The sequence below is a fragment of the Rhizobacter terrae genome (assembly GCF_003852895.1).
In the GTDB taxonomy this organism is placed as follows: domain Bacteria; phylum Pseudomonadota; class Gammaproteobacteria; order Burkholderiales; family Burkholderiaceae_C; genus Albitalea; species Albitalea terrae.
On the sequence record NZ_QUSW01000005.1, the window covers coordinates 515,146 to 535,875 of the forward strand.

Genomic DNA, 20,730 nt, shown 5'->3' on the forward strand with positions numbered 1-20,730 from the left:
AATTCTGAAATCGATTTCTGGAACCGGTTTCATGGCTTTCCCTGATTCAGCCCCTGCCGCGCTGAATCGATTGCAACAGGCTGTTGCGCTGTCGAGGAAAAGCACTCACCCGAGCGCGAAATGTTCAATGCACGCGGTCTCGAACTCCACGGGATTCAGGCTCGTTCGCCCGTCGACGATCCTCAGGGGGCAGCGGGCCGCCGCCAGGAAGGCCGGCCAGGAGATGTCCCATTGACCCTCCCCGTCGTAGGTGACCCAGGGACTGAGGCGACGCTCATGGCAGAGAAAGGCCAGGGCCTGCAGGCGCAGCAGCATCGCGTCGGCCGTGGGCACGTCACCCGCGGAGCAGCGCAAAGCCACTGAGCGCAGCCGCTGCGCCGGCAGCGCATCCTGCGAGTTCAGCGCTGCCGTGAGGGCCTTGAGGGCGGCCGCGGGAACGGGCGCCGCGTCCAGCACGGCGCCGTCGTGTCCGTACCCGGGTTGGAAGTCGTAGTGATCGGCCATCGTGGTCCACCTGGTTTTCCTGTGGGCCGACGGGCATGCATGAGGGGGACGCCGGCGCTTGCGAGTAGCGCGGTGCGTGCGCCCTCGTGGGTTGGTAGGAGTGGGGGTGAGACGCCGGAACCCGCCGTTAGGCTCCGCGCGTCCTTGTGTGTTCCTCCAACTTAGATGGCGAACGTCATCTGCAATGCCGCACGGACGAAGCGGTGGCATCGGATGCGAAGCGGCCCTGCTCTGGCAGCACGCGTGCCGGCACGTTGCTGCCGCGCAGGAAGATGCGGCGAGGCCGCTGGCTCAGCCGCACGGTGCCGCTCAGGACCAGTTCGCGGACAGCCACGTTGAGCCGTTGGCGGGAGCAGCCCACCATGTCGGCGATGTCCTGCTGGACGATCGGCAGGTCGATGCAGACTTCGTCGTCGCGGCGGACGCCGAACTTCGCGCTCAGGTCCAGCAGCTTGATCAGCGTCCTTTCCTCCAGCGATGCTTCCAGCAGATGAGCCGCCGCTTGGTATGCCACCTGCAGATGCGACGACAAGGTCTGCGCCACGAACAGCGTGAAGTCCGGCTCGCGCTGCATGAGTCGCCGCAGTGCCTCGGCCTTGAGGACCACGAGCCTGGAGTCCGCGATCGTCTCCAGGTCATGCGTGGCGCGCGCGCAGGCCAGGTCTGCAAAGAAGTCGCCCGGACCCAGCACGTCCAGCGTCATGTTGCGGCCGTCGACCAGCGCCGACCCCAGGCGCACCGCACCCGACACGACACCCACGCACACCGGCGCCGGCTCATCGCGTCCGAACACCGGCGAGCGAGCGGGCACGTACTGCATGGTGGCCGCCTCCAGCACCTGCGACCTGAGCGACTGCGGCAGGCGGCCGAACGCGCCCGCCATCAAGGCGCCCAGGTTGGAGCGTTCCAGCAGGAAGTTTCCTGCACGAAAGAAGGGTGTGCCTTGGGTGGCCAGCATCGGATTCATCCTCTCGTTGTCGGCGTCACTGCGCGCTGATCTGTAGCTGCGTGGGCGATGCATCCATCACCACTTTGGCCGGAAAGTTGGCCCAGGTGACGCCCAGGGCCGGCGTGTTCGGGTTGCCGGTCTTCACGAATGCCGAGAGGCTCGCGATCATCGCGTCCGACAGCGCCTCGCGCCCCGGCTTGTTGGCGTTGGTGTAGGCGAACGAGAACACGTTGGTGCCGAAGTTGCTGAAGACGAAAGGCAGATCCAGCGCGTGCGTTGCGCCGTAGACGGTGTTGAACGGCACTGGCTCCTCATGCCAGTCGAAGCGGTAGTACCAGACCTTGTCGGGCTGCTGCGCGGCCAGCGACGTGAGCTGCGGTGTCACGGGGCCGAGGAAGATCGCGTTCGATGCATAGGCCGACAACGCGTTCCATCCGTAGGGCGTGGCCGTGACCGGCAAGTAGGCCGGGTCGATCAGGTCGCCTTCGGTGAGTGCGGCGGGCGCGTTCGGATCGAAGTTGAATTGCAGCCCGAAGCGGTCGTAGTCGGTCAGCTTGAAGCCTTTGATGCCGGTGCCCGTGACGGTGCCGAACAGGTTGGCGAAGAGCGTGCCCTCGTCCTTCGTATTGCCGGCGAGCACGGGCACCTTCTGGTACTTGCCGGCCGCAAGTGCCGCGGCGGCATTCACCGGCACCACGTTGCCGTCCTCGATGGGCGCGGGTGCATTGCCCAGCTGCGGGTTGGCGAGCATCACCGTGAGCAGTTGGCTGGTGGTGAGGCCGCGCAGGTACGCGGCGACCTGCGCGTCGGTCTGCGTGGCGAGCCAAGCCTGTGCCGAGGTGGCGTCAGTGGCCTTGCCGTCAGCGATGACGATCGCGTTGAGCAGCGCCTTCGAATAGGTCTGCGCCGTCGTGCGCGACGAGTTCGCGATGCCGCCGCTCAGCGACATGGCCTTGTGGAAGAGGCCGGCCGACAACGGCGACACCAGCAGGTTCCACACGTTGACTGCGCCCGCGGACTGGCCCATCACGGTCACGTTGTCAGGCGTGCCGCCGAACGCGGCGATGTTGTTCTTGACGAACTTCAACGCCTGCAACTGGTCGAGCAGCGCGAAGTCGCCGGAGTCGGCCAGCGCGTCGCCGGTCTTGAGCTGCGGCAGGTCCAGCCAGCCGAGGATGCCCACGCGGTAGTTGATGGTGACGACCACCGCGTTGGCCTTCTTCGCCAGCGCCTGCCCGTCGTACACCGGGTCGGCCGAGTAGCCGGAGATGTTGCTGCCGCCGTGGATGAAGAAGATCACCGGCAACGGTCCTTGCGCGTTCGACGGACGCCAGATGTTCAGCGTGAGACAGTCCTCGTCGCCCACCGGTTTGCCGAAACCTTCGCGCACGGCCAGGCCGTAGGGTGCATCGTTCGGTGCGGGGCTGAAGTAGCGGCCGCCCTGCGCGCAACCGTGGCCGAAGGACTGCGTCGCCCTTACGCCGGACCATGGTGCCGGATCAACCGGCGGCATCCAGCGCAGCGAGCCCACCGGCGGCTTGGCGTAGGGCACGCCCAGCCACGCATAGGTGCCGGTCGTCGTGCTGTGGTCGATGCCTTCGACGGTGCCGAAGCTGGTGGCTCGCCGGGTGGGCGGCGGTGCGTCGTCGCTGCCGCCGCAGGCGGCCAGCGACAACAGCGAGGCAGCGGCGAGCGCAGCGCCGGCGCGAAGGGTCGAGGTCATGGTCTTGTCTCCTGGTGTCTGGTGCGCGCCGACTTTAGGAACGCCGGCGCGGCGCAGCCATCAGACAAATCCGACCCTCCCTCGGTGTTTCCCCGGCCTGGTTCCTAGCCTAGTCAACTCAAACCGCCAGTCGCGATGCTTCGTGAATGGTGCTCACAACCATTGGAAACCACGGGCTTAGAGTGAGTTCGAGCCCCCCATCAAGGGGGGACAATTTCTAGACGGTAAAACGTACATTGCGACATCCAGCAAGGTTGGACAAAGCTGGAATTGCGGGGGGTTATCTTGCTATCGATGACAAGCGCAGCCGTGATGGCCGCCGCTGTGGGCTCGCCCACGAATTCCGTCGGCGAGGAGCCAAGGCCAAAAGCATCACTTTTGGCCTTGTGCATGATTGCCAGGCTGCATCATGTGGCGGCCGATCCGGTGCATGTGGCGCATCAGCTGGGCTGGTCGGCCAGTTACGCACCGGGCATCGAAGACCTGCTGCTGGCAGCCAAGCACTTGAGCCTCAAAGCCAAGCGCACGCGAACGACTGCTGATCGACTGAATCTGGCCAATCTGCCAGCGCTGGCCTTGATGCGCAGCGATGATGGCGCTCCTCGCGTGGTGATCCTCGCGCAATGCGATGGCCAGCGCGTGTTGATCCAGGACCCCTCCGGCGCCATTCAGGGCGGACGCCCGGTCATCGAATCGGTGGAGCTGTTCGCGCAGAACTGGAGCGGCGAACTCATCCTCATCACCAGTCGCGCCGCGCTGGCCGGGGCATTGGCCAAGTTCGACTTCAGCTGGTTCATCCCGAGCCTTGTGAAGTACCGCAAGCTCCTCGGCGAAGTACTGGTTGTGTCGCTGTTCCTGCAACTGTTCGCGCTGGTCAGCCCGCTGTTCTTCCAGGTGGTGATGGACAAGGTGCTGGTGCACCGGGGCACGACGACGCTGGACGTGCTGGTGATCGGGCTGATCGTGGTGGTCGTGTTCGAGAGCGTGCTGACGGTGCTGCGCAGCTACGTGTTCAGCCACACGACCAGTCGCATCGACGTGGAACTCGGGGCGCGGCTGTTCCGCCACCTGGTGAACTTGCCGCTGGCGTACTTCCAAGCGCGTCGCGTGGGTGACTCCGTGGCGCGGGTGCGCGAGCTGGAGAACATTCGAAGCTTCCTGACCGGCAACGCGATCACGCTGGTATTGGACGTGGCGTTCTCCATCATCTTCATCGCGATGATGTTCGCCTACAGCGTGCCGCTGACGCTCATCGTTCTGGTGAGCCTGCCGCTGTACGTGGGCATCAGCGTGCTGCTGGTGCCGGTGCTCAGGGCTCGGCTGAACGAGAAGTTCGCCCGCGGTGCGGAGAACCAGGCGCTGCTGGTGGAGACGGTCACGGGCATCCAGACCGTCAAGGCCAGCGCGCTGGAGCCGGCGATTGCCAAGCGCTGGGACGATCAGCTCGCAGCCTACGTCAGCGCCAGCTTCAAAACACAAACCCTGGCCAACTACGGCCACGAGGGCATCAACCTCATCGGCAAGCTCGTCGGTGCGCTCACCCTGTGGTATGGCGCACGGCTGGTGATGGACCAGGAACTGAGCGTGGGCCAGTTCGTGGCCTTCAACATGTTCGCGCAGCGCGTGGCGCAGCCCATCATGCGCATGGCGCAGCTGTGGACGGACTTCCAGCAGACGGGCATCTCCATGGCGCGGCTGGGTGACATCCTGAACACGCGCACCGAAGTGCCCCCCAGCAACGCGGCCCAGCTGCCTCCGCTCAAGGGCCAGATTCAGTTCGAGCACGTGAACTTCCGCTACCGGCCCGAGGCGCCACCGGTGCTGCATGACCTGAGCATCGACGTGAAGGCCGGCGAGGTGATCGGCATCGTGGGCCGCAGCGGCTCGGGCAAGAGCACGCTGACCAAGCTGGTGCAGCGGCTGTACACGCCCGAGCAGGGGCGCGTGCTCGTCGACGGGGTGGACATCAGCCTGATCGATGCGGCGCAGCTGCGCCGGCAGATTGGCGTGGTGCTGCAGGAGAACCTGCTGTTCAACCGCAGCGTGCGCGAGAACATCGCCGTCACCGATCCGGCAGCGCCCATCGAGGCGGTGATGCACGCGGCGGGGCTGGCCGGAGCGCACGAGTTCGTCAGCGAGCTGCCCGAAGGCTACGACACCATCGTGGGCGAGCAGGGCACGGGCTTGTCGGGCGGACAGCGACAGCGCATCGCCATAGCGCGGGCGCTGTTCACGAACCCGCGCATCCTGATCCTGGACGAAGCCACCAGCGCGCTGGACTACGAGAGCGAGGCGATCCTGCAACGCAACATGGGCGCGATCTGCAAGGGGCGCACGGTGATCATCATCGCCCACCGGCTGAGCGCGGTGCGCATGGCCGATCGGATCATCGCGATGGACCGCGGCCGGGTGGTGGAGTCCGGGCCACATGACCAATTGGTCAAGCAAGGCGGGGTGTACGCCCACCTGTGGGCCATCCAGTCCGGAAGGCAAGCATGAGCGAGACGATGCGACATCCGGCCCTCGAACTGATGGGCCGCTACAAGGCTGTGTTCAAGGCCGCCTGGGCGATGCGCCATGAACTGACCGGCCCAAAGCGCATGGCCGACGAGGTGGCCTTCCTGCCCGCGGCGCTGAGCCTGCAGGAGACGCCCAGCCACCCGGCGCCGCGGCGGGCCACCTGGGTCATCTGCGCGCTGTTCGTGATCGCACTGACCTGGGCCATCTTCGGGCAGATCGACATCGTGGCGGTGGCGCCCGGGCGCATCGTGGTCAGCGACAGCAGCAAGACGGTGCAGCCGCTTGAGAGCGGGGTGGTCAAGCGCGTGCTGGTGAAGGATGGCGACCTGGTGCAGGCCGGACAGGTGCTCATCGAGCTGGATGCGACCAACGCCAGCGCCGACAAGGCCAGCGTGCAGGAGCAGTGGGCGGCCGCAGTGTCTGAAGAGCGGCGCACCACGGCGCTGATGGAGTCACTGAGGACAGGTCGACCGCCGGGACTCTCCGGCACCGACGCGCCAACACAGGCACAGCTCAGTTCCGAATATCAAGACATCACCGCCAAGCTGGCGAAGCTCGGGGCGGAACAGGCCCGCAGGAGCGCGGAGACTGCCACCGTGCGCGAGACCATCGCCAAGCTGGAGGCGACGCTGCCAATTGCCCAGCAACGCGAGGCGGACTTCAAGCGGCTGACGGAGCAGGGCTTCATGTCCAGCCACGCTGGACAGGACCGCACGCGCGAACGCATCGAGCAGGAGCGCGACCTTGCCACCCAACGGGCCCGGCTGCTCGAAGCGCAGGCAGCGGCCAAGGAGACCGAGAACGCCAAGGCGTCCTACCTGGCTGAGACGCAGCGTCAGCTCAACGAGCGTCAGGCGCAGGCGCGCTCCAAACGCGAGCAGCTCGCCCAGGAGCGCAGCAAGACCGAGCAGCGCAGCCGGCTCACGCAGCTCACTGCGCCGGTGACTGGCACGGTGCAGCAGTTGGCCATCCATACCGAAGGCGGCGTGGTCACGCCGGCACAGGTGCTGATGGTGGTGGTGCCCAAGGACGCGCAGGTCACCGCCGAGGTGATCGTGGACAACAGGGACATCGGCTTTGTCAACGCCGGCCAGAGCGTGCAGGTCAAGCTGGAGACCTTCCCGTACACGCGCTACGGGACCATCGAGGCGAAGGTGGATAGCGTGACGGCCGATGCGGTGAACGATGAGAAGCGTGGCGCGATCTTCCCGGCCACGCTCAGGCTGGCCAAGGGCGACATCGATGTGGACGGCAAGCGCATCCGCATCAGCCCGGGGATGAATGTCACGGCGGAGGTCAAGACGGGCAAGCGGCGGGTGATCGACTACCTGCTCAGCCCCATCGAACGGGCCACTTCCGAGAGCCTGAAGGAACGCTGATGCGCATCCTGGTCATTCACCAGAACTTCCCTGGGCAGTTCCGGCACATCGCCAAAGCCTGGAGCGAGCGCCCGGGTTGGGAAGTCGTGGGCATTGGGCGCGAGGGCTGCCCGGGGCTGCATGGTATGCGCTGCATCACCTACAAGCCGCACCGCGACGTGCGGCAACAGCAGCACCACTATCTGAGCCGCATGGAATCGGCGGTCTTGCACGGACAGGCCGTCGCGCGTCTGCTGCTCGATCTCAAGAAGCAAGGCTTCACGCCCGACGCCATCCTGGCCCATCCCGGTTGGGGGGAGACGCTATACGCCAAGGATGTGTTCCCCGACGCTCGGCTCATCCACTTCTGCGAGTGGTTTTACAGCGCGCAAGGCGCGGACGTGGGCTTCGATCCGGAGTTCCCAACCACCTTCGATGATCACGCGCGCATCCGCACCTGGAATGCGCTGCACTTGCTGAACCTGGAGAACTGCGACGTGGGCGTGTCGCCCACGCAGTGGCAAAAGAGCCGGCATCCCCAGGCGTACCAGGACAAGATCGTGGTGGCCCATGAGGGCATAGATACCGAGCTGCTGGGGCCGGATCCGAACGCGCAGATCGTGTTGAACGGGCGGCAGTTCAAGGCGGGTGAGCCCATCATCACCTACGTGGCGCGCAACCTGGAGCCGTACCGCGGGTTCCACGTCTTCATGCGGGCGCTGGAGAAGATCCAGAAGGAGCACAAGGGCTGCCACACCATCATCGTGGGTGGGGATGATGTGAGCTACGGGCGAAGACCCAAGGATGCGAAGAACTGGCGCGAGAAGATGCTGCGCGAGGTCAAGGTAGATCCCTCACGCACGCACTTCGTGGGCAAGCTGCCGTATGACCAGTATCGGAAGGTGCTGCAGGTGTCGGCGGCGCATGTGTACTTGACCTACCCCTTTGTGCTGTCGTGGTCGATGCTTGAGGCGATGGCCAGTGGGTGTGTGGTGATTGGGTCTAAGACTGCGCCGGTCGAAGAGGTTCTGCGTGACGGAGTCGATGGGCGACTGGCCGGGTTTCACGATGTCGAGGCGATCACCGCAGCGCTTGGCGAGCGGTGGGATGCACAAGCTCCATCCAACGATCTATGTGTGACTTCCAGGCGCAAGGCTCAAGGCTTCACGCGCTTTCGCGGCCTTCAAAGCTACGACCAGCTACTTCTGCCAAAGGCTGGGTATGAACAGGCCCGAATCTCATTTCATGATCAACTCGTGAGCTCAACAATGGAGAGCATCTCGTGACCCACGGATTTTCACAGCTATTGATCTACGGCTACTTGTCGTTCACGGCCATTGTCATCGGAGTAGCCGTGTGGTTGCCCCGCTCACGGAAAGGGCGAGCACTGGCCGGAGTCGCCGCTGCAGGCGTCATGTCGATACCGATCATCTTGGTACTTCGAGAGTACGGCGAAAGGAAGGCGGCCGTCGGCCAAGAACGCGTGCAAGTAAACGCTGCCCAGCAACGCTTCAATGAGCTTTGTGGCGCGGAAAATATCAAGATCTTCAAAGTGGTTGAGAACGTGGAGACGATCTCCTTGCTCAAGGTCCGTCCGAAACTTGACTGGAAAGACTACTTCGATCCCATGTTGCCCGGGGCAGCAATGGCGACCGAGGGATCCGGCTATTCCTACATCGCAAGCTTTCTGGGAGGAGAGCGCGCGCCCATGTTTGACATTCCGCCGGGAATGAGCCCTGAAGCAGCTCAGGCGCTCAGAGCGTCGGTACGCGGTCAAATTGGAATTGAGCCTGATAGCAAACTACCTCGCTATCGATCTGTGATAGCGCCAGATCCTATTGACGGAAAGATCTACAAGTTTTCGGCCGCGCGAACTATCAATTCTGCCGTTCCCGCTGGAGATTGGGAACGCTCAAGACTGGTTCGAGAGCCCGTCGCAGGCTTGACCGCCGACTATGGCGTGGACTATGAGGACATCGTCGAGCCGAGCGACAGAAAGATGTGGATTGCAGGCACCAAGGTAAGAGTTCTGGACATTCGCACCGGTGCCATTCTTGGCGAAATGACTCGATACGTCAGAGACGGTGGAATGGGCAGCAGCGGTGGTGCTCGTGCTCCATGGCAACACGCAGGAAGCAGTGCCCTGATTTGCCCGAATTCCAAAGGTATGGCCGACACCACCAGCCGCTATTTCGTAGATCAAGTTCTGAAACCAAAGAAGGGGGACTAGCAATGGACAACAATCAATCGGCCACGCTGCTGGAATACGCAAACCTTCAGATTGCAGCCGAATCCATGTTCGGCGTAAAGCATAAGGCGTTGGTTCCTGGTGAAGTCGTCAACGGGAGCGCGATTTCAGAAAATGACGCCAAGGACATGTTGCTTCAAGGAAACGATCACACCAGCAGATTCACAGAATCGCAGTTTGATCAATTCTGGGGAAACTGGCGATTGGTTGAACACAAGGCGAATACCGACACAGGGTTTAGCGGTTCGCTGTACAAGTATGTTGGCGAGCCGGATCCCAATCTGAATCTGACGCCAGGACAGTTGGTCCTAAGCATCCGCTCGACCGAGTTCATCGAAGACTCCGTTCGAGACAATCAAGCGACCAACACGCTGGAACTGTCAAGCAAGGGGTGGGCGTTTGGTCAGATCGCGGACATGCAGAAGTGGTACGGAGAACTGAAGGAACGTTACCCCACAGAGTTTTCTGCCTCACAAAACAAGGTCGACGTCACTGGGTACAGCCTGGGTGGAAGCCTTGCCACAAGCTTCAATCTGCTCTACCCGAGTGAGATTCGAAGAACGTACACGTTCAATGGTGCTGGTGTTGGTGTCATTCTCACGGGGACCGGTGTCACAGATTCCTTTAGCGCATTTGACACCACCGTCGCGGCCACAGGTCCAGCATTGACCGCGCTGATGGCAAATTTCAAGGAATGGAAAGACAACGGAAGCGCCTCACTTTTTACAGATAGCGAAGTTGCGGCGAAGTACGCTGCCCTCAGGCTGAAATATGGTCCAGGAAGCGTCGTCACCAAAGACATGGCCACGCAGGACGCAACAGAAATCAAGAACATGCGGCCCGGCGTACCGGGACCGGTTCCCGGGACGTTTATCTACTTTCCCACGACCAGAAACAACGAGCTGGGGGTTCTGCAGGAGGCTTTAGAAAATATCGCTTCCATCGCAGCGGTGTCTGAGACCGTCAACTTGCTCGCGGCCGGAGATTCGAAGCCTGGCGAGACTCCTGCCCATCCCGCTGACATCCGCGGTGTTAACAACATTGCGGGACTTCGTCTGGACTATCAAGTCGCCATGTTACGGGTCAGTAAGCAGACGAAGGCCGTCGACAAAGTGACTGGGGCGATTACTGCTGTAATTGGACGCATTCATGCGCAGCAGTTGATCGAAAACTTCTTCGACGTCTATGGAGCTCCAAAGCCATCCGCCGTCTCTAACTCGCAGGTTCACTATGGCCACGAGACGGGCATCTACATCGAGGACCAGCCGCTATCTCGCGGCACCTATGTGGGCTCGGTTGAAGTCGAGAGTTGGGCCGCGAAGGATGTGCGCCTTCTTGTCGATCACTACAACGACAATGACTTCGGCGACACACACAGTCTGCCGCTGATCGTCGACTCGCTGAATATTCAGAAGGCGTTGACCAAGCTCGACCCGACGATCAATCAAGACACGCTCGATCTGATTCTTAGCGAAGCCTCGTCCGCCAAGCAGCAGGTCACTCTGGTATCGACGGAGGACGATCCAAAGAGTCAAGGGCGGGCTGAGGGCGATACGCTGGAAAACGTCCTGAACGCGCTGAATCGCATGGTCGTTGGGCCGAGCGCTGCAGTCACACCGGCCAACATGCGAGGTGGAACTTGGGCCGATCCGGCTGCCCGCGGAGTGTTTCACAAGAACCTCCAGGACTTGCTGGCAAACCCCACTTTTCTCGCCCTTAAGGGAAATGTGCTCGTTACGGCAAGCGCAAAAACGCTCGATGCATCCCGAACGGATTTCGCGTCATTTCTTGCCCTTCTGGAACTCTCGCCGTTTGTCATTCGTGCCAAAGAAGGGGTCGACCCCAACTTCGTCGAGACCAAGTTGAAGGCAGGCTGGGCCACCGTCTGGGCCAATTGGTCCGCAGACAGAGCGTTGGTGGCCAGCGGCAAAGCGGCCGAGACGTACACCGATCAGTACCTTGCGGATCGGCAAGCAATGCTTCGCTGGATCAATATCCGAAACGCAGCAAATACCAACGACGGGAGGGCCAACATTGATTTCGGTCAACCGTTCAGCACGACGTATTCCAACAATGCCGATGCGAGTGCGACCGAGAAACTAAAGGAATTCAACGTTGACAACACGCTGCTGTTGTTTGGTGATCGTCGCAAGATCTCGTTCGGTTCCAGCGACGTTGACACGCTGACTGGCGCTTCCCTTGGCGATCACCTCTACGGTGGTGGCGGGAATGATGTCATCGATGGAAAGGACGGCAACGACTACCTGGAAGGCAACGCGGGCAATGACGTGATTCTGGGCGGGAAGGGGCGGGATACCCTGTTGGGTGGTGCGGGCAATGATGTGCTGGATGGTGGCGTCGGAGATGACACGTTGTCCGGCGGCGCGGGCGATGACAGCTACAGCATCGGTGAGAAGTCCGGGCTTGACACCATCCTCACCAGCGATGCGGGCGATAGCCTGCAAATCGGCACGCGAACTTTGACAGGCGGGGGTGAACTTCAGTTCGGCGCAGTCTCAGGACAATATTTGTGGCTGGACAAGAGCGTTCCCGCAGACTTGGTCTCGTATCAGTTCAATGCCAGCACTGGTGAACTGACGGTCACCGCCTCCGGCAGCACCGTAGTCATCAAGGACTTTCAAGATGGCGATCTCGGCTTGCACATCCCTGTCCCTGCACCTGCTCCGGCTCCACCTCCCGGAGGCACGCCCACCATCGATGTGGCCGGTTTGAAAGGCACAGTAGCCGGTAGTGGGGACATCACCACGCCCGAGTACTTCATCAACGCGAACCAATTGGGTTCATCCAGCGGCGCGCCGGGCTTCCCAGCTCGCGTCGTGGGAGAACTGTTCGCGCGGGGTGGTAACGACACGATCCAAGGCGGACTGTCCAATCCGTCGAATCCGATCATCATCTCGGCTGGTAGCGGCAACGACCATGTGTTCGCTGGCAGCCTTCGTTCGTTGGATGTTGCTCTGGCTGATACGACGCCCGCCAATGGGCAGTCGAATCTCATGGTCGATGGCGGCTCTGGCAATGATGAGATTCAAGGCAGCGCAGGCGATGACGCGATTTTTGGTGGCGACGGCAACGACACGCTTGTCGGCGGCGCGGGCCGGGATGTCATCTTCAGCGATGGCGACAGCGGGCGCACTATCAAGCGGGACGAGGACATTCGGTTCGTAGCCGGCACCAACGACCCGGTCTACTACAACACCCTTTATTTCAACGCGCCTGTCAAGCTCGGGACGATCTACACGGGCACGCAGTCCAGCGAGTCGAGCAATTACTACTTCCAATACTTGATCGATGCATTGGGCAGCACCGATTTCACCGGTCTGGCCAGTCTTCGCAACGTGTTGGTGGATGGCGATCCGCGCTTCGCGGCCTTCCCTGGGGGCAGGTTCTACGGCGAAGGCACTCCCGACATGTCGGAGGAGCCCGATCTCGCCGTCATGTTCAACAGCAACCGCCACAGCGGCAGCGATGTGATCTACGCCGGCTCGGGCGACGACATGGTCAATGCCGGCGGTGGCGACGACTACGTGGATGCGGGAGACGGCAACGATGCGGTGGCCGGATACCAGGGCGACGACCAGATCGAGGGCGGCTCGGGCAACGATCGGTTGTGGGGCGACTACTCCTCACAGGCTGTATTGCCCGCGGATCAAGATCTCGGGGTGACCACCCGGACCTGGCAGTTGGACCCGAGCCAGGCCGGCCAGGAGCACGGCAACGACTACATCGACGGTGGCACGGGCGACGACTGGATCGCCGGCGACGGTGGCGATGACGTACTCTTCGGCGGAGATGGCAAGGACAGCATCTACGGCGACGACCCGTCTTCGCCAGACGGCAAGTTCATCGTCGATGCCTTTGGCGGCAATGACTACATCGAGGCCGGCGCAGGCGACGACCTCGTGCAAGGCGGCGCCAAGGACGATGACATCTCCGGCGATGACGGCAACGATGCGCTGTTTGGAGACAACCACTTCGCGGATATCAAGCCTGCCGCTGCCAATGTCACCGCAGCCGGCAATGACACCATCGATGGCGGCGCCGGCAACGATTCGATCTGGGGGGAAGGTGGTGCGGACGAGTTGTACGGTGGTACCGGCGACGACCAGATCATGGGCGATGCCCTTGTCGATCAAGTGGCCGCAGCGCTGCACGGCGCCGACTACATCGACGGCGAAGAAGGCAACGACATTCTTCTCGGTTGCGGTGGAAACGACACCATCTTCGGCGGCGCCGGCAACGATTGGCTGGCAGGTGAAGACCAGGCAAGCTCTGACGACGTCACCACGCTGACAGGCGACGACTACCTTTCCGGTGATGCAGGGAACGACTCGCTCCTGGGCGGCGTTGGAGCAGACACCTTGCTCGGTGGCGACGGCTCGGACTACCTGAACGGTGGAACCGGCAACGACATTCTCGATGGCGGTGCAGGAAACGATTCGCTGCTGGGCGGCGATGGAAACGACACGCTGACCGGCGGTGCAGGCATCGACGTGATGCAAGGCGGCAAGGGTGACGACACCTACGTCCTGACCATTGCAGACATCACCACCGACGGCGTCAACGGCGAGAGCATCTCCGACGACGAGGGCAAGAACACCATCAAGCTGGTCGATGCATCGAGCAGCCAGGTCACGGCGCAGTCGACGGGGTCGGGCTCCGACGTGGCACTGGTCGTCGATGCCACGCACGTGGTCATCGTCAAGGGTGGAATCGAAGGCAGCACGGAGTCTGTCGAGTTCACCGACAAGACGGTGACGATGGATCGCTTGATCGGCGAGACCTACGACCAATCCGTCAACCGGACCGTGACTGTAACCAATGGACGCCTCTACGGCGGCAAGGTCAACGACGAACTCTCGGTCGGCCGCGATGTCAGCGGTGCCACCTTGTCGGGCGGCAAGGGCACCGACATCCTCACCTCGAACGCGATCTCTGGCGTCACCGTCCTCTACTCGAAGGGTGACGGGACCGACCGCTTCCGCACCGACTGGGAATTGGGAACGTCCAGGTCCGGCTCGAACGTCCTGCAGCTCGGCGCCGAGGTGTCGCTGTCCGATCTGCGGGTCGCAAGGACATCAGGCGGCCAATACGTGCTGAACGTCGGAACGGACGCCGCAGACGGCATCAACTTCGCCGCCAGCGACGAACAAATCGCCGAAGAGTCGCGCCCGTTCGACCAGTTGGTGTTTGCCGACGGGACGAATGCAGGCTGGCAGCAGCTCATCGACCAGGGTGTGCTGATCGATGCGGCCACCACGTCTTATCTCGGTGTCATCGGCACCTGGAGCAACGACATCATCCGAGGCAACGCCGCTGCGCACATCCTCGATGGTGGCTACGGAGATGACCGGTTCGAAGCTGGCACCGGCAACGAGACGATGGTGGGTGGTGAAGGCAATGACACCTACGTCCTGAAGGCTGGGACGGGTCAGGATGTCATCGACAACCACTCGGCGGTCGCGGGCGAAACGGATCGGATCCTCCTGGGTGCCGGTCTGGACTTCTCCAAGGCCCGTCTGACCAAATGGGCGTCTGATCTGCACATCGACTTCACCGGATCGACAGACACGGTGACCGTCCAGGGGTTCTTCGTGAACTCTGGCAACGAAACCGTCGAATTCGAAGGAGGCCCGATCTTCGATCGCAACAGCACCGGCTTCGGATCGATCCAGGCGCTCGCGACCGAAGGCAATGACAACCTGGTCCTGACGGCCGACGGCGACACTTTCGATGCCCTTGGTGGGAACGACTCGATCTCTGGCGACGCGGGCAACGATCTGCTGCGAGGCGGTGACGGCAATGACACCCTGGGCGGCGACGCTGACAACGACACCCTGTTCGGCGGCGCGGGTTCCGACACCGTGCGAGGGAGCTGGGGTGCTGACGTTCTCTACGGGGACGATGGTTCCGACCTGCTGGACGGCGGCAGCGACGACGACCAGTTGTTCGGCGGCACCGGGAACGACTGGCTCGACGCTGGCTCGGGCAATGACACGCTGCAAGGCGATGCAGGCGATGACACGCTGCTCGGCGGCAATGGCAACGACCTCCTGATTGCGTCGGCTGGATCGGACGAGCTCCGCGGCGGCGCTGGCTCGGACACCTACCTCTTCAATCCCGGAGCCGGTACCACCGTCATCACCGACGACTACGGCACCAATTTCGGCATCGACACCCTGCGCTTCGGGTCCGGCATCGCCCCCGGGGACATCGTTGCGACCCGGGTCGACAACAACATGGTGATCGGTTTCCGGAACCAGCCGGGACAGGTCATTCTGAGCAACTACTTTTCCGGCTTCGCCGCCGCGAAGATTGGCAGCGTCGTTTTTGACGGCGGTGCGACGTGGACCGCTTCCGAGCTGGAAGCGCACATGCTCACGCTCACCGAGTTGGCTGACTCCGTCGTGGGCTCGTTCGGAGACGACAGCCTGAACGCGCTTGGCGGCAATGACACCGTCGACGGTGGTGCTGGGAACGACTACATCGATGGCGGTACGGGCGATGACCTCGTCATGGGGGGCGCCGGCAATGACACGCTGCGCAGTATCGGCGGCAACGACACGATGGTCGGGGGGACTGGCGACGATTCCCTGGCGATGCGCGACAGCTCGGTCGCTGAGTTCTCGCTGGGTGATGGGCGCGACACGGTCGATGCGCCATCCACCGCCACGCTCAAATTTGGTGCCGGCATCAACTTCTCCAGCTTCAGCATCTCGGCCCTTTCCACGTCAGACAACCGAGGGGGCATCCGCGTCTCCTATAGCCCGACCGATTCGGTTGTGATCCAGGGAGCCCCGGTCAACAGTTGGTGGACGTCGGTCCGAAGCTCTCGCTATGACGCCGACTACAACGAGGCGGCCATGCTGCTGCCGGTGTGGACTTCTTTGCCCACGTTGCAGCTGGCCAATGGTGAGCGTCATGCCGTCTCTGAACTGCTGGGACCATCCGGTATTCCTCCGGTGGTCGGAACGGACGGCGACGACGTCTTGGCCGGCACGGCCAGCCGCAATTCGGGCGCCAGTGGAGGAGTCTCGGCCAACCGCGACATGTTCTTCGGCGGCAAAGGAAATGACACCATCTACGGTGGCGATGGTTGGGACATCTACTACTTCAACGTCGGTGATGGCCATGACGTGACTTTCAACAGCGTCCACAACCTGGTCGACAGCAACGGGATGGGCGGCGCATCTGTCGGACCCGACCGGGTCGTGTTCGGCTCGGGGATCACGCCTGATTCCGTCTACAGGCTGGTCACGCTGGCCGCTCCGAACTCGCTCACATACGTGTATGACGCCGGTGGCGACAGCTTCTCAGCGAGCGGTGCTCCCAACCACTTTGTCTTCAGTGACGGCACTGATCACGCTGCAGGCGACAACTGGTATTCGGCGATTCCCGTCGTGGGTGAAAGGCGGCTTGCCAGTGACGGAAGTATGGACGTCGCCGGTGGTACCTACGCGCTGGAAGCCGGCATCACGAATGCCAACATCTACGGCACCGGATCACTTCTCGGCAACGCGCTCAACAACCGGCTGTCCGGACAAAGTTCGCAGTACGGCGTTACTCTGGATGGCGGCATGGGGGCCGACACGATGATGGGCGGCGTGGGTGGAGACACCTTCGTCGTTGACAACGCAGGCGATGTCATCATCGACAGCAGCGGCTACACGGACACGGTGGTCTCCACCATTTCCTACAGCCTGCAATCAGGTCTGGAGAACCTTGTCCTCAGCGGGTCGGCAGCAATCAGCGGCACAGGCAATTCGGTGGGCAACGTAATCGACGGTTCCCAGAACACCGCCTCGAACCAGTTGGCCGGCGGCCTTGGCGACGACACCTACCTAGTTGATGCGAGCGACGTGGTCGTGGAACTGGCCGGTGAAGGCACGGATACCGTCCAAGCGGCCGTGTCCGTCACGCTCAGCAGCAATGTGGAAAACCTGGTGCTGCTGGGAACTGCAAACATCAATGGCCAGGGCAGCTCCGACGCGAACATCTTGACCGGCAACAGCGGTGCCAACCAGCTTGACGGCGCGGCCGGGGACGACGGCCTCCTGGGCGGCGGCGGAGACGACAAGTTGAACGGCGGTGACGGAGCCGATTTCCTGTCAGGCGAAGACGGCAATGACACGCTGTGGGGCGGTGCCGGCAACGATGTGCTCGCAGGCGGTTTCGGCAACAACACCTACCGCTTCGGGCGAGGCGATGGCGCAGACATGGTCCGGGCGAACTATGATGCCACCTCAGGCAAGACCAACACGCTGGAATTCTTGTCCGGCGTTGCCCCCACGGACATCGTCCGCACCAAGGTCAATGGCACAGATCTGCAGGTGAGCATCGCGGGCACCAGCGACTCGATCACCATTGAAGGTGTCTACACCGACAGCAGTCCGTCCAATCCCGCGAATCCTGTTCAGCAGTTCAAGTTTGCCGACGGCACGGTCTGGGATCTGGCGACCTACTCGAACCTGTCGAACAACCACGCACCCACGGTGTTTACGCCGATCCCGGACAAGGCCACCGCTGAGGACGCGCTGTTCAGCTATGCCTTCCCCTCTACGACCTTCAAGGACGTCGACACCGGCGACACGCTCGCGTACACGGCCAAGCTCAGCAACGGGGCGGTGCTTCCCGCCTGGCTGACTTTCAACGCCAGCACCCGCACCTTCAGCGGCACGCCGACGAACAGCAACGTGGGCACCATCAGCGTGCGCGTGACGGCCAAAGACTCAGGCAACCTGACGGTCACCGACGACTTCAACATCACGGTGACCAACACGAACGACGCGCCCACGCTGGTGACTGCCGTACCCACGCAGTCAGCCACCCAGGGCCAGTCGTTCAGCTACGTCGTCCCGGCCACCACGTTCAATGACGTGGACGTCGGCGACACGCTGACCTACAGCCTCAAGCGTTCGGACGGCACGGCATTGCCCGCCTGGCTGGCGTTCAATTCCGCCACGCGCGCCCTGACCGGCACGCCGGCCAATGCCGACGTGGGAGGCCTGAGCCTGAAGGTCACGGCCACCGACGTTGCAGGTGCTAGCGCCTCGTCCACATTCACCATGAACGTGGCCAACGTCAACGATGCGCCGGTGCTGGCCAATGCCATCCCGGACCAAGCCGCAAATGCAGGTGCGGCGTTCAGCTACACCGTCGCAGCCACCGCGTTCACCGACCCGGACACCGGAGACACGCTGACCTATAGCGCAACGCTGGCCGACGGCACCGCACTGCCTGCGTGGCTGGCTTTCAACCCCAGCACTCGCACGTTCTCGGGCACGCCGAGCACCACTGGCACGATCTCGGTGAAGGTGATCGCCAAGGACAGCGGCAACCTGAGCGCCTCGGACACTTTCGACATCGCCGTCACCATCCAGAACCAGACGCTCACGGGAACGACGGGCGTTGACAACCTCGTTGGTGGTGCGGGCAACGACACGCTGTCCGGCCTGGCAGGAAACGACACCCTGACCGGTAATGCGGGCAACGATCGCCTCGATGGCGGTGCCGGCAACGACACGATGAAGGGCGGCACTGGCGACGATGTCTACGTGGTGGACAGCACCAGCGACGTTGTCACCGAGAACGCCAGCGAGGGCATTGATACGGTGGAATCCACCGTGACGCTGACGCTGGCCGCGAACGTCGAAAACCTGACCTTGACCGGCACCGGTGCCATCAGCGGCACGGGCAACACGCTGGACAACGTGCTCACCGGCAACAGCGGTGCGAACACGCTCAAGGGCCTGGCGGGCAACGACACATACGTGGTCAGCACCGGCGACACGGTGACCGAGAACGCCAGTGAAGGTACGGACACTGTGAAGGCCGACATCACCTGGACTCTGGGCGCGAATCTTGAGAACCTGATCCTCACCGGCTCGAGCGCCATCAACGGCACCGGCAATACGGCTAACAACATGCTCACCGGCAATGCCGGCAACAACACGCTGGATGGCAGCACCGGGGCTGACACGATGGCAGGCGGCGCTGGCAACGATGTCTACGTCGTCGACAACACCGCCGACTTGGTCACTGAGAACGCAAACGAGGGCACCGACCTCGTGCAGAGTTCGGTCACATGGACCTTGGGCAACAACGTGGAGAACCTCACCCTGACCGGCAGCGGTGCCATCAACGGCACGGGCAATGCGCTGGACAACGTGCTCACCGGCAACAGCGGCGCCAACGTGCTCAAGGGCCTGGCGGGCAACGACACCTACGTCGTTGGTACTGGCGACACCGTCACCGAGAACGCCAACGAGGGCATCGACACCGTCCAGTCGAGCATCGCCTGGACTTTGGGCGCGAACACGGAGAACCTGACGCTGACCGGCAGCACAGCCATCAATGGCACGGGTAACACGCTCGACAACGTGCTGGTGGGCAACAGCGCGGCCAACGTGCTCAAGGGCCTGGCAGGCAACGATACCTACGTGGTTGGTACAGGAGACACCGTCACCGAGAACGCCAACGAGGGCATCGATACCGTCCAGTCCAGCATCACCTGGACCTTGGGTACGAACCTGGAGAACCTGACGCTCACCGGCACCAGCGCCATCAACGGCACGGGCAACGCCGTCGACAACGTGCTGGTCGGCAATTCGGCCGCGAACACGCTCACCGGTGCGGCTGGCAACGACACGCTGGACGGTGGTGCCGGCAATGACTCCCTGATCGGCGGCACGGGCAACGACACCTACGTGGTCGATGTCACCGGCGATGTGCTCACCGAGAACGCCAATGAGGGGACGGATCTGGTCAAGTCAGCCGTGACTTGGACGTTGGGGACCAACTTCGAGGACTTGACGCTGACCGGCACGGGTGCGATCAACGGCACGGGCACTGCCTCCAACAACGTCCTCACCGGCAACGCTGCAGCCAACACGCTCACGGGCAATGCCGGCAATGACACGTTGGATGGTGGCTCCGGCGTTGACAGCCTGGTCGGAGGAACCGGCGCCGACATCTACCGCTTCGGCGTGGGCTACGGCGTCGACACCATCGTCGAGAACGACAGCACGGCGGGCGTCAAGGATGCGGTGCAGTTCCTGGGCACGATCAAGCAAGCCGATGTGACCTTCAGCCACGTGAGCAACAACCTGGAAGTACTCCTGAACGGCACCGGCGACAAGCTGATCGTCAAGGACTTCTACTTGGCCAGCGCCAATCACGTGGAAGAGTTCCGGTTCACCGACGGCACCGTGGTGCTGGACTCTGCCGTGCAAGGACTGGCGGCAGCCATGGCCCAGTTCAATGCAGGAACGGCAACGGCGCTGGTCTCACCGGACCTGACTCGCAGAGCGCACGATCGACCAGAAACTCATCTGGTCGCGTCGGCCTGGAAGTAGTAGCGCAGGGGCAATGGCGGACGATGAGACCGCCATTGCAGCCGCGCAATGCCTGG

Annotated in this window: 8 protein-coding genes; 5 read left to right on the forward strand and 3 right to left on the reverse strand. The window is 62.7% G+C overall.

Annotated features, from left to right (window positions below; genetic code table 11):
- Positions 1-105: 105 nt before the first annotated feature.
- The 3 genes from DZC73_RS20000 to DZC73_RS20010 form a co-directional block, all read right to left on the reverse strand.
- A complete protein-coding gene (locus DZC73_RS20000; RefSeq protein WP_124542121.1) occupies positions 106-504 on the reverse strand; it encodes a hypothetical protein in 399 nt (132 codons plus the stop codon).
- 175 nt (positions 505-679) lie between these two features.
- Positions 680-1,462 (reverse strand): Crp/Fnr family transcriptional regulator, encoded by a 783-nt coding sequence (locus DZC73_RS20005; RefSeq protein WP_161974655.1) that lies wholly within the window; start codon positions 1,460-1,462, stop codon positions 680-682.
- Positions 1,463-1,487: 25 nt separating this feature from the next.
- Positions 1,488-3,176, reverse strand: a complete 1,689-nt coding sequence (locus DZC73_RS20010) for a carboxylesterase/lipase family protein (protein WP_124542123.1) — start codon at positions 3,174-3,176, stop codon at positions 1,488-1,490.
- A 294-nt stretch (positions 3,177-3,470) separates the two neighbouring features.
- On the opposite strand from DZC73_RS20010, the gene DZC73_RS20015 reads away from it, so the two are divergent.
- From DZC73_RS20015 to DZC73_RS30615, 5 genes are read left to right on the forward strand one after another with little or no spacing between them, the layout of a single operon-like run.
- Positions 3,471-5,675: a type I secretion system permease/ATPase gene (locus DZC73_RS20015; RefSeq protein WP_407924117.1), complete on the forward strand. Its 2,205-nt coding sequence runs from the start codon at positions 3,471-3,473 to the stop codon at positions 5,673-5,675.
- Positions 5,672-7,075, forward strand: a complete 1,404-nt coding sequence (locus DZC73_RS20020) for an HlyD family type I secretion periplasmic adaptor subunit (RefSeq protein ID WP_124542125.1) — start codon at positions 5,672-5,674, stop codon at positions 7,073-7,075. Before DZC73_RS20015 ends, DZC73_RS20020 begins: the two co-directional genes overlap by 4 nt.
- Positions 7,075-8,340, forward strand: a complete 1,266-nt coding sequence (locus tag DZC73_RS20025) for a glycosyltransferase family 4 protein (protein WP_124542126.1) — start codon at positions 7,075-7,077, stop codon at positions 8,338-8,340. The genes DZC73_RS20020 and DZC73_RS20025 overlap by 1 nt, the downstream gene beginning before the upstream one ends.
- Positions 8,337-9,284 carry a hypothetical protein gene (locus DZC73_RS20030; RefSeq protein ID WP_124542127.1) on the forward strand — a complete coding sequence of 316 codons (948 nt, stop codon included), beginning with the start codon at positions 8,337-8,339 and terminating at the stop codon, positions 9,282-9,284. The genes DZC73_RS20025 and DZC73_RS20030 overlap by 4 nt, the downstream gene beginning before the upstream one ends.
- Before the next feature lie 2 nt (positions 9,285-9,286).
- The gene (locus tag DZC73_RS30615) at positions 9,287-20,674 is read left to right on the forward strand and encodes a putative Ig domain-containing protein (RefSeq protein ID WP_161974657.1); all 11,388 of its coding nucleotides are present in this window, start codon (positions 9,287-9,289) and stop codon (positions 20,672-20,674) included.
- Positions 20,675-20,730 lie beyond the last annotated feature (56 nt).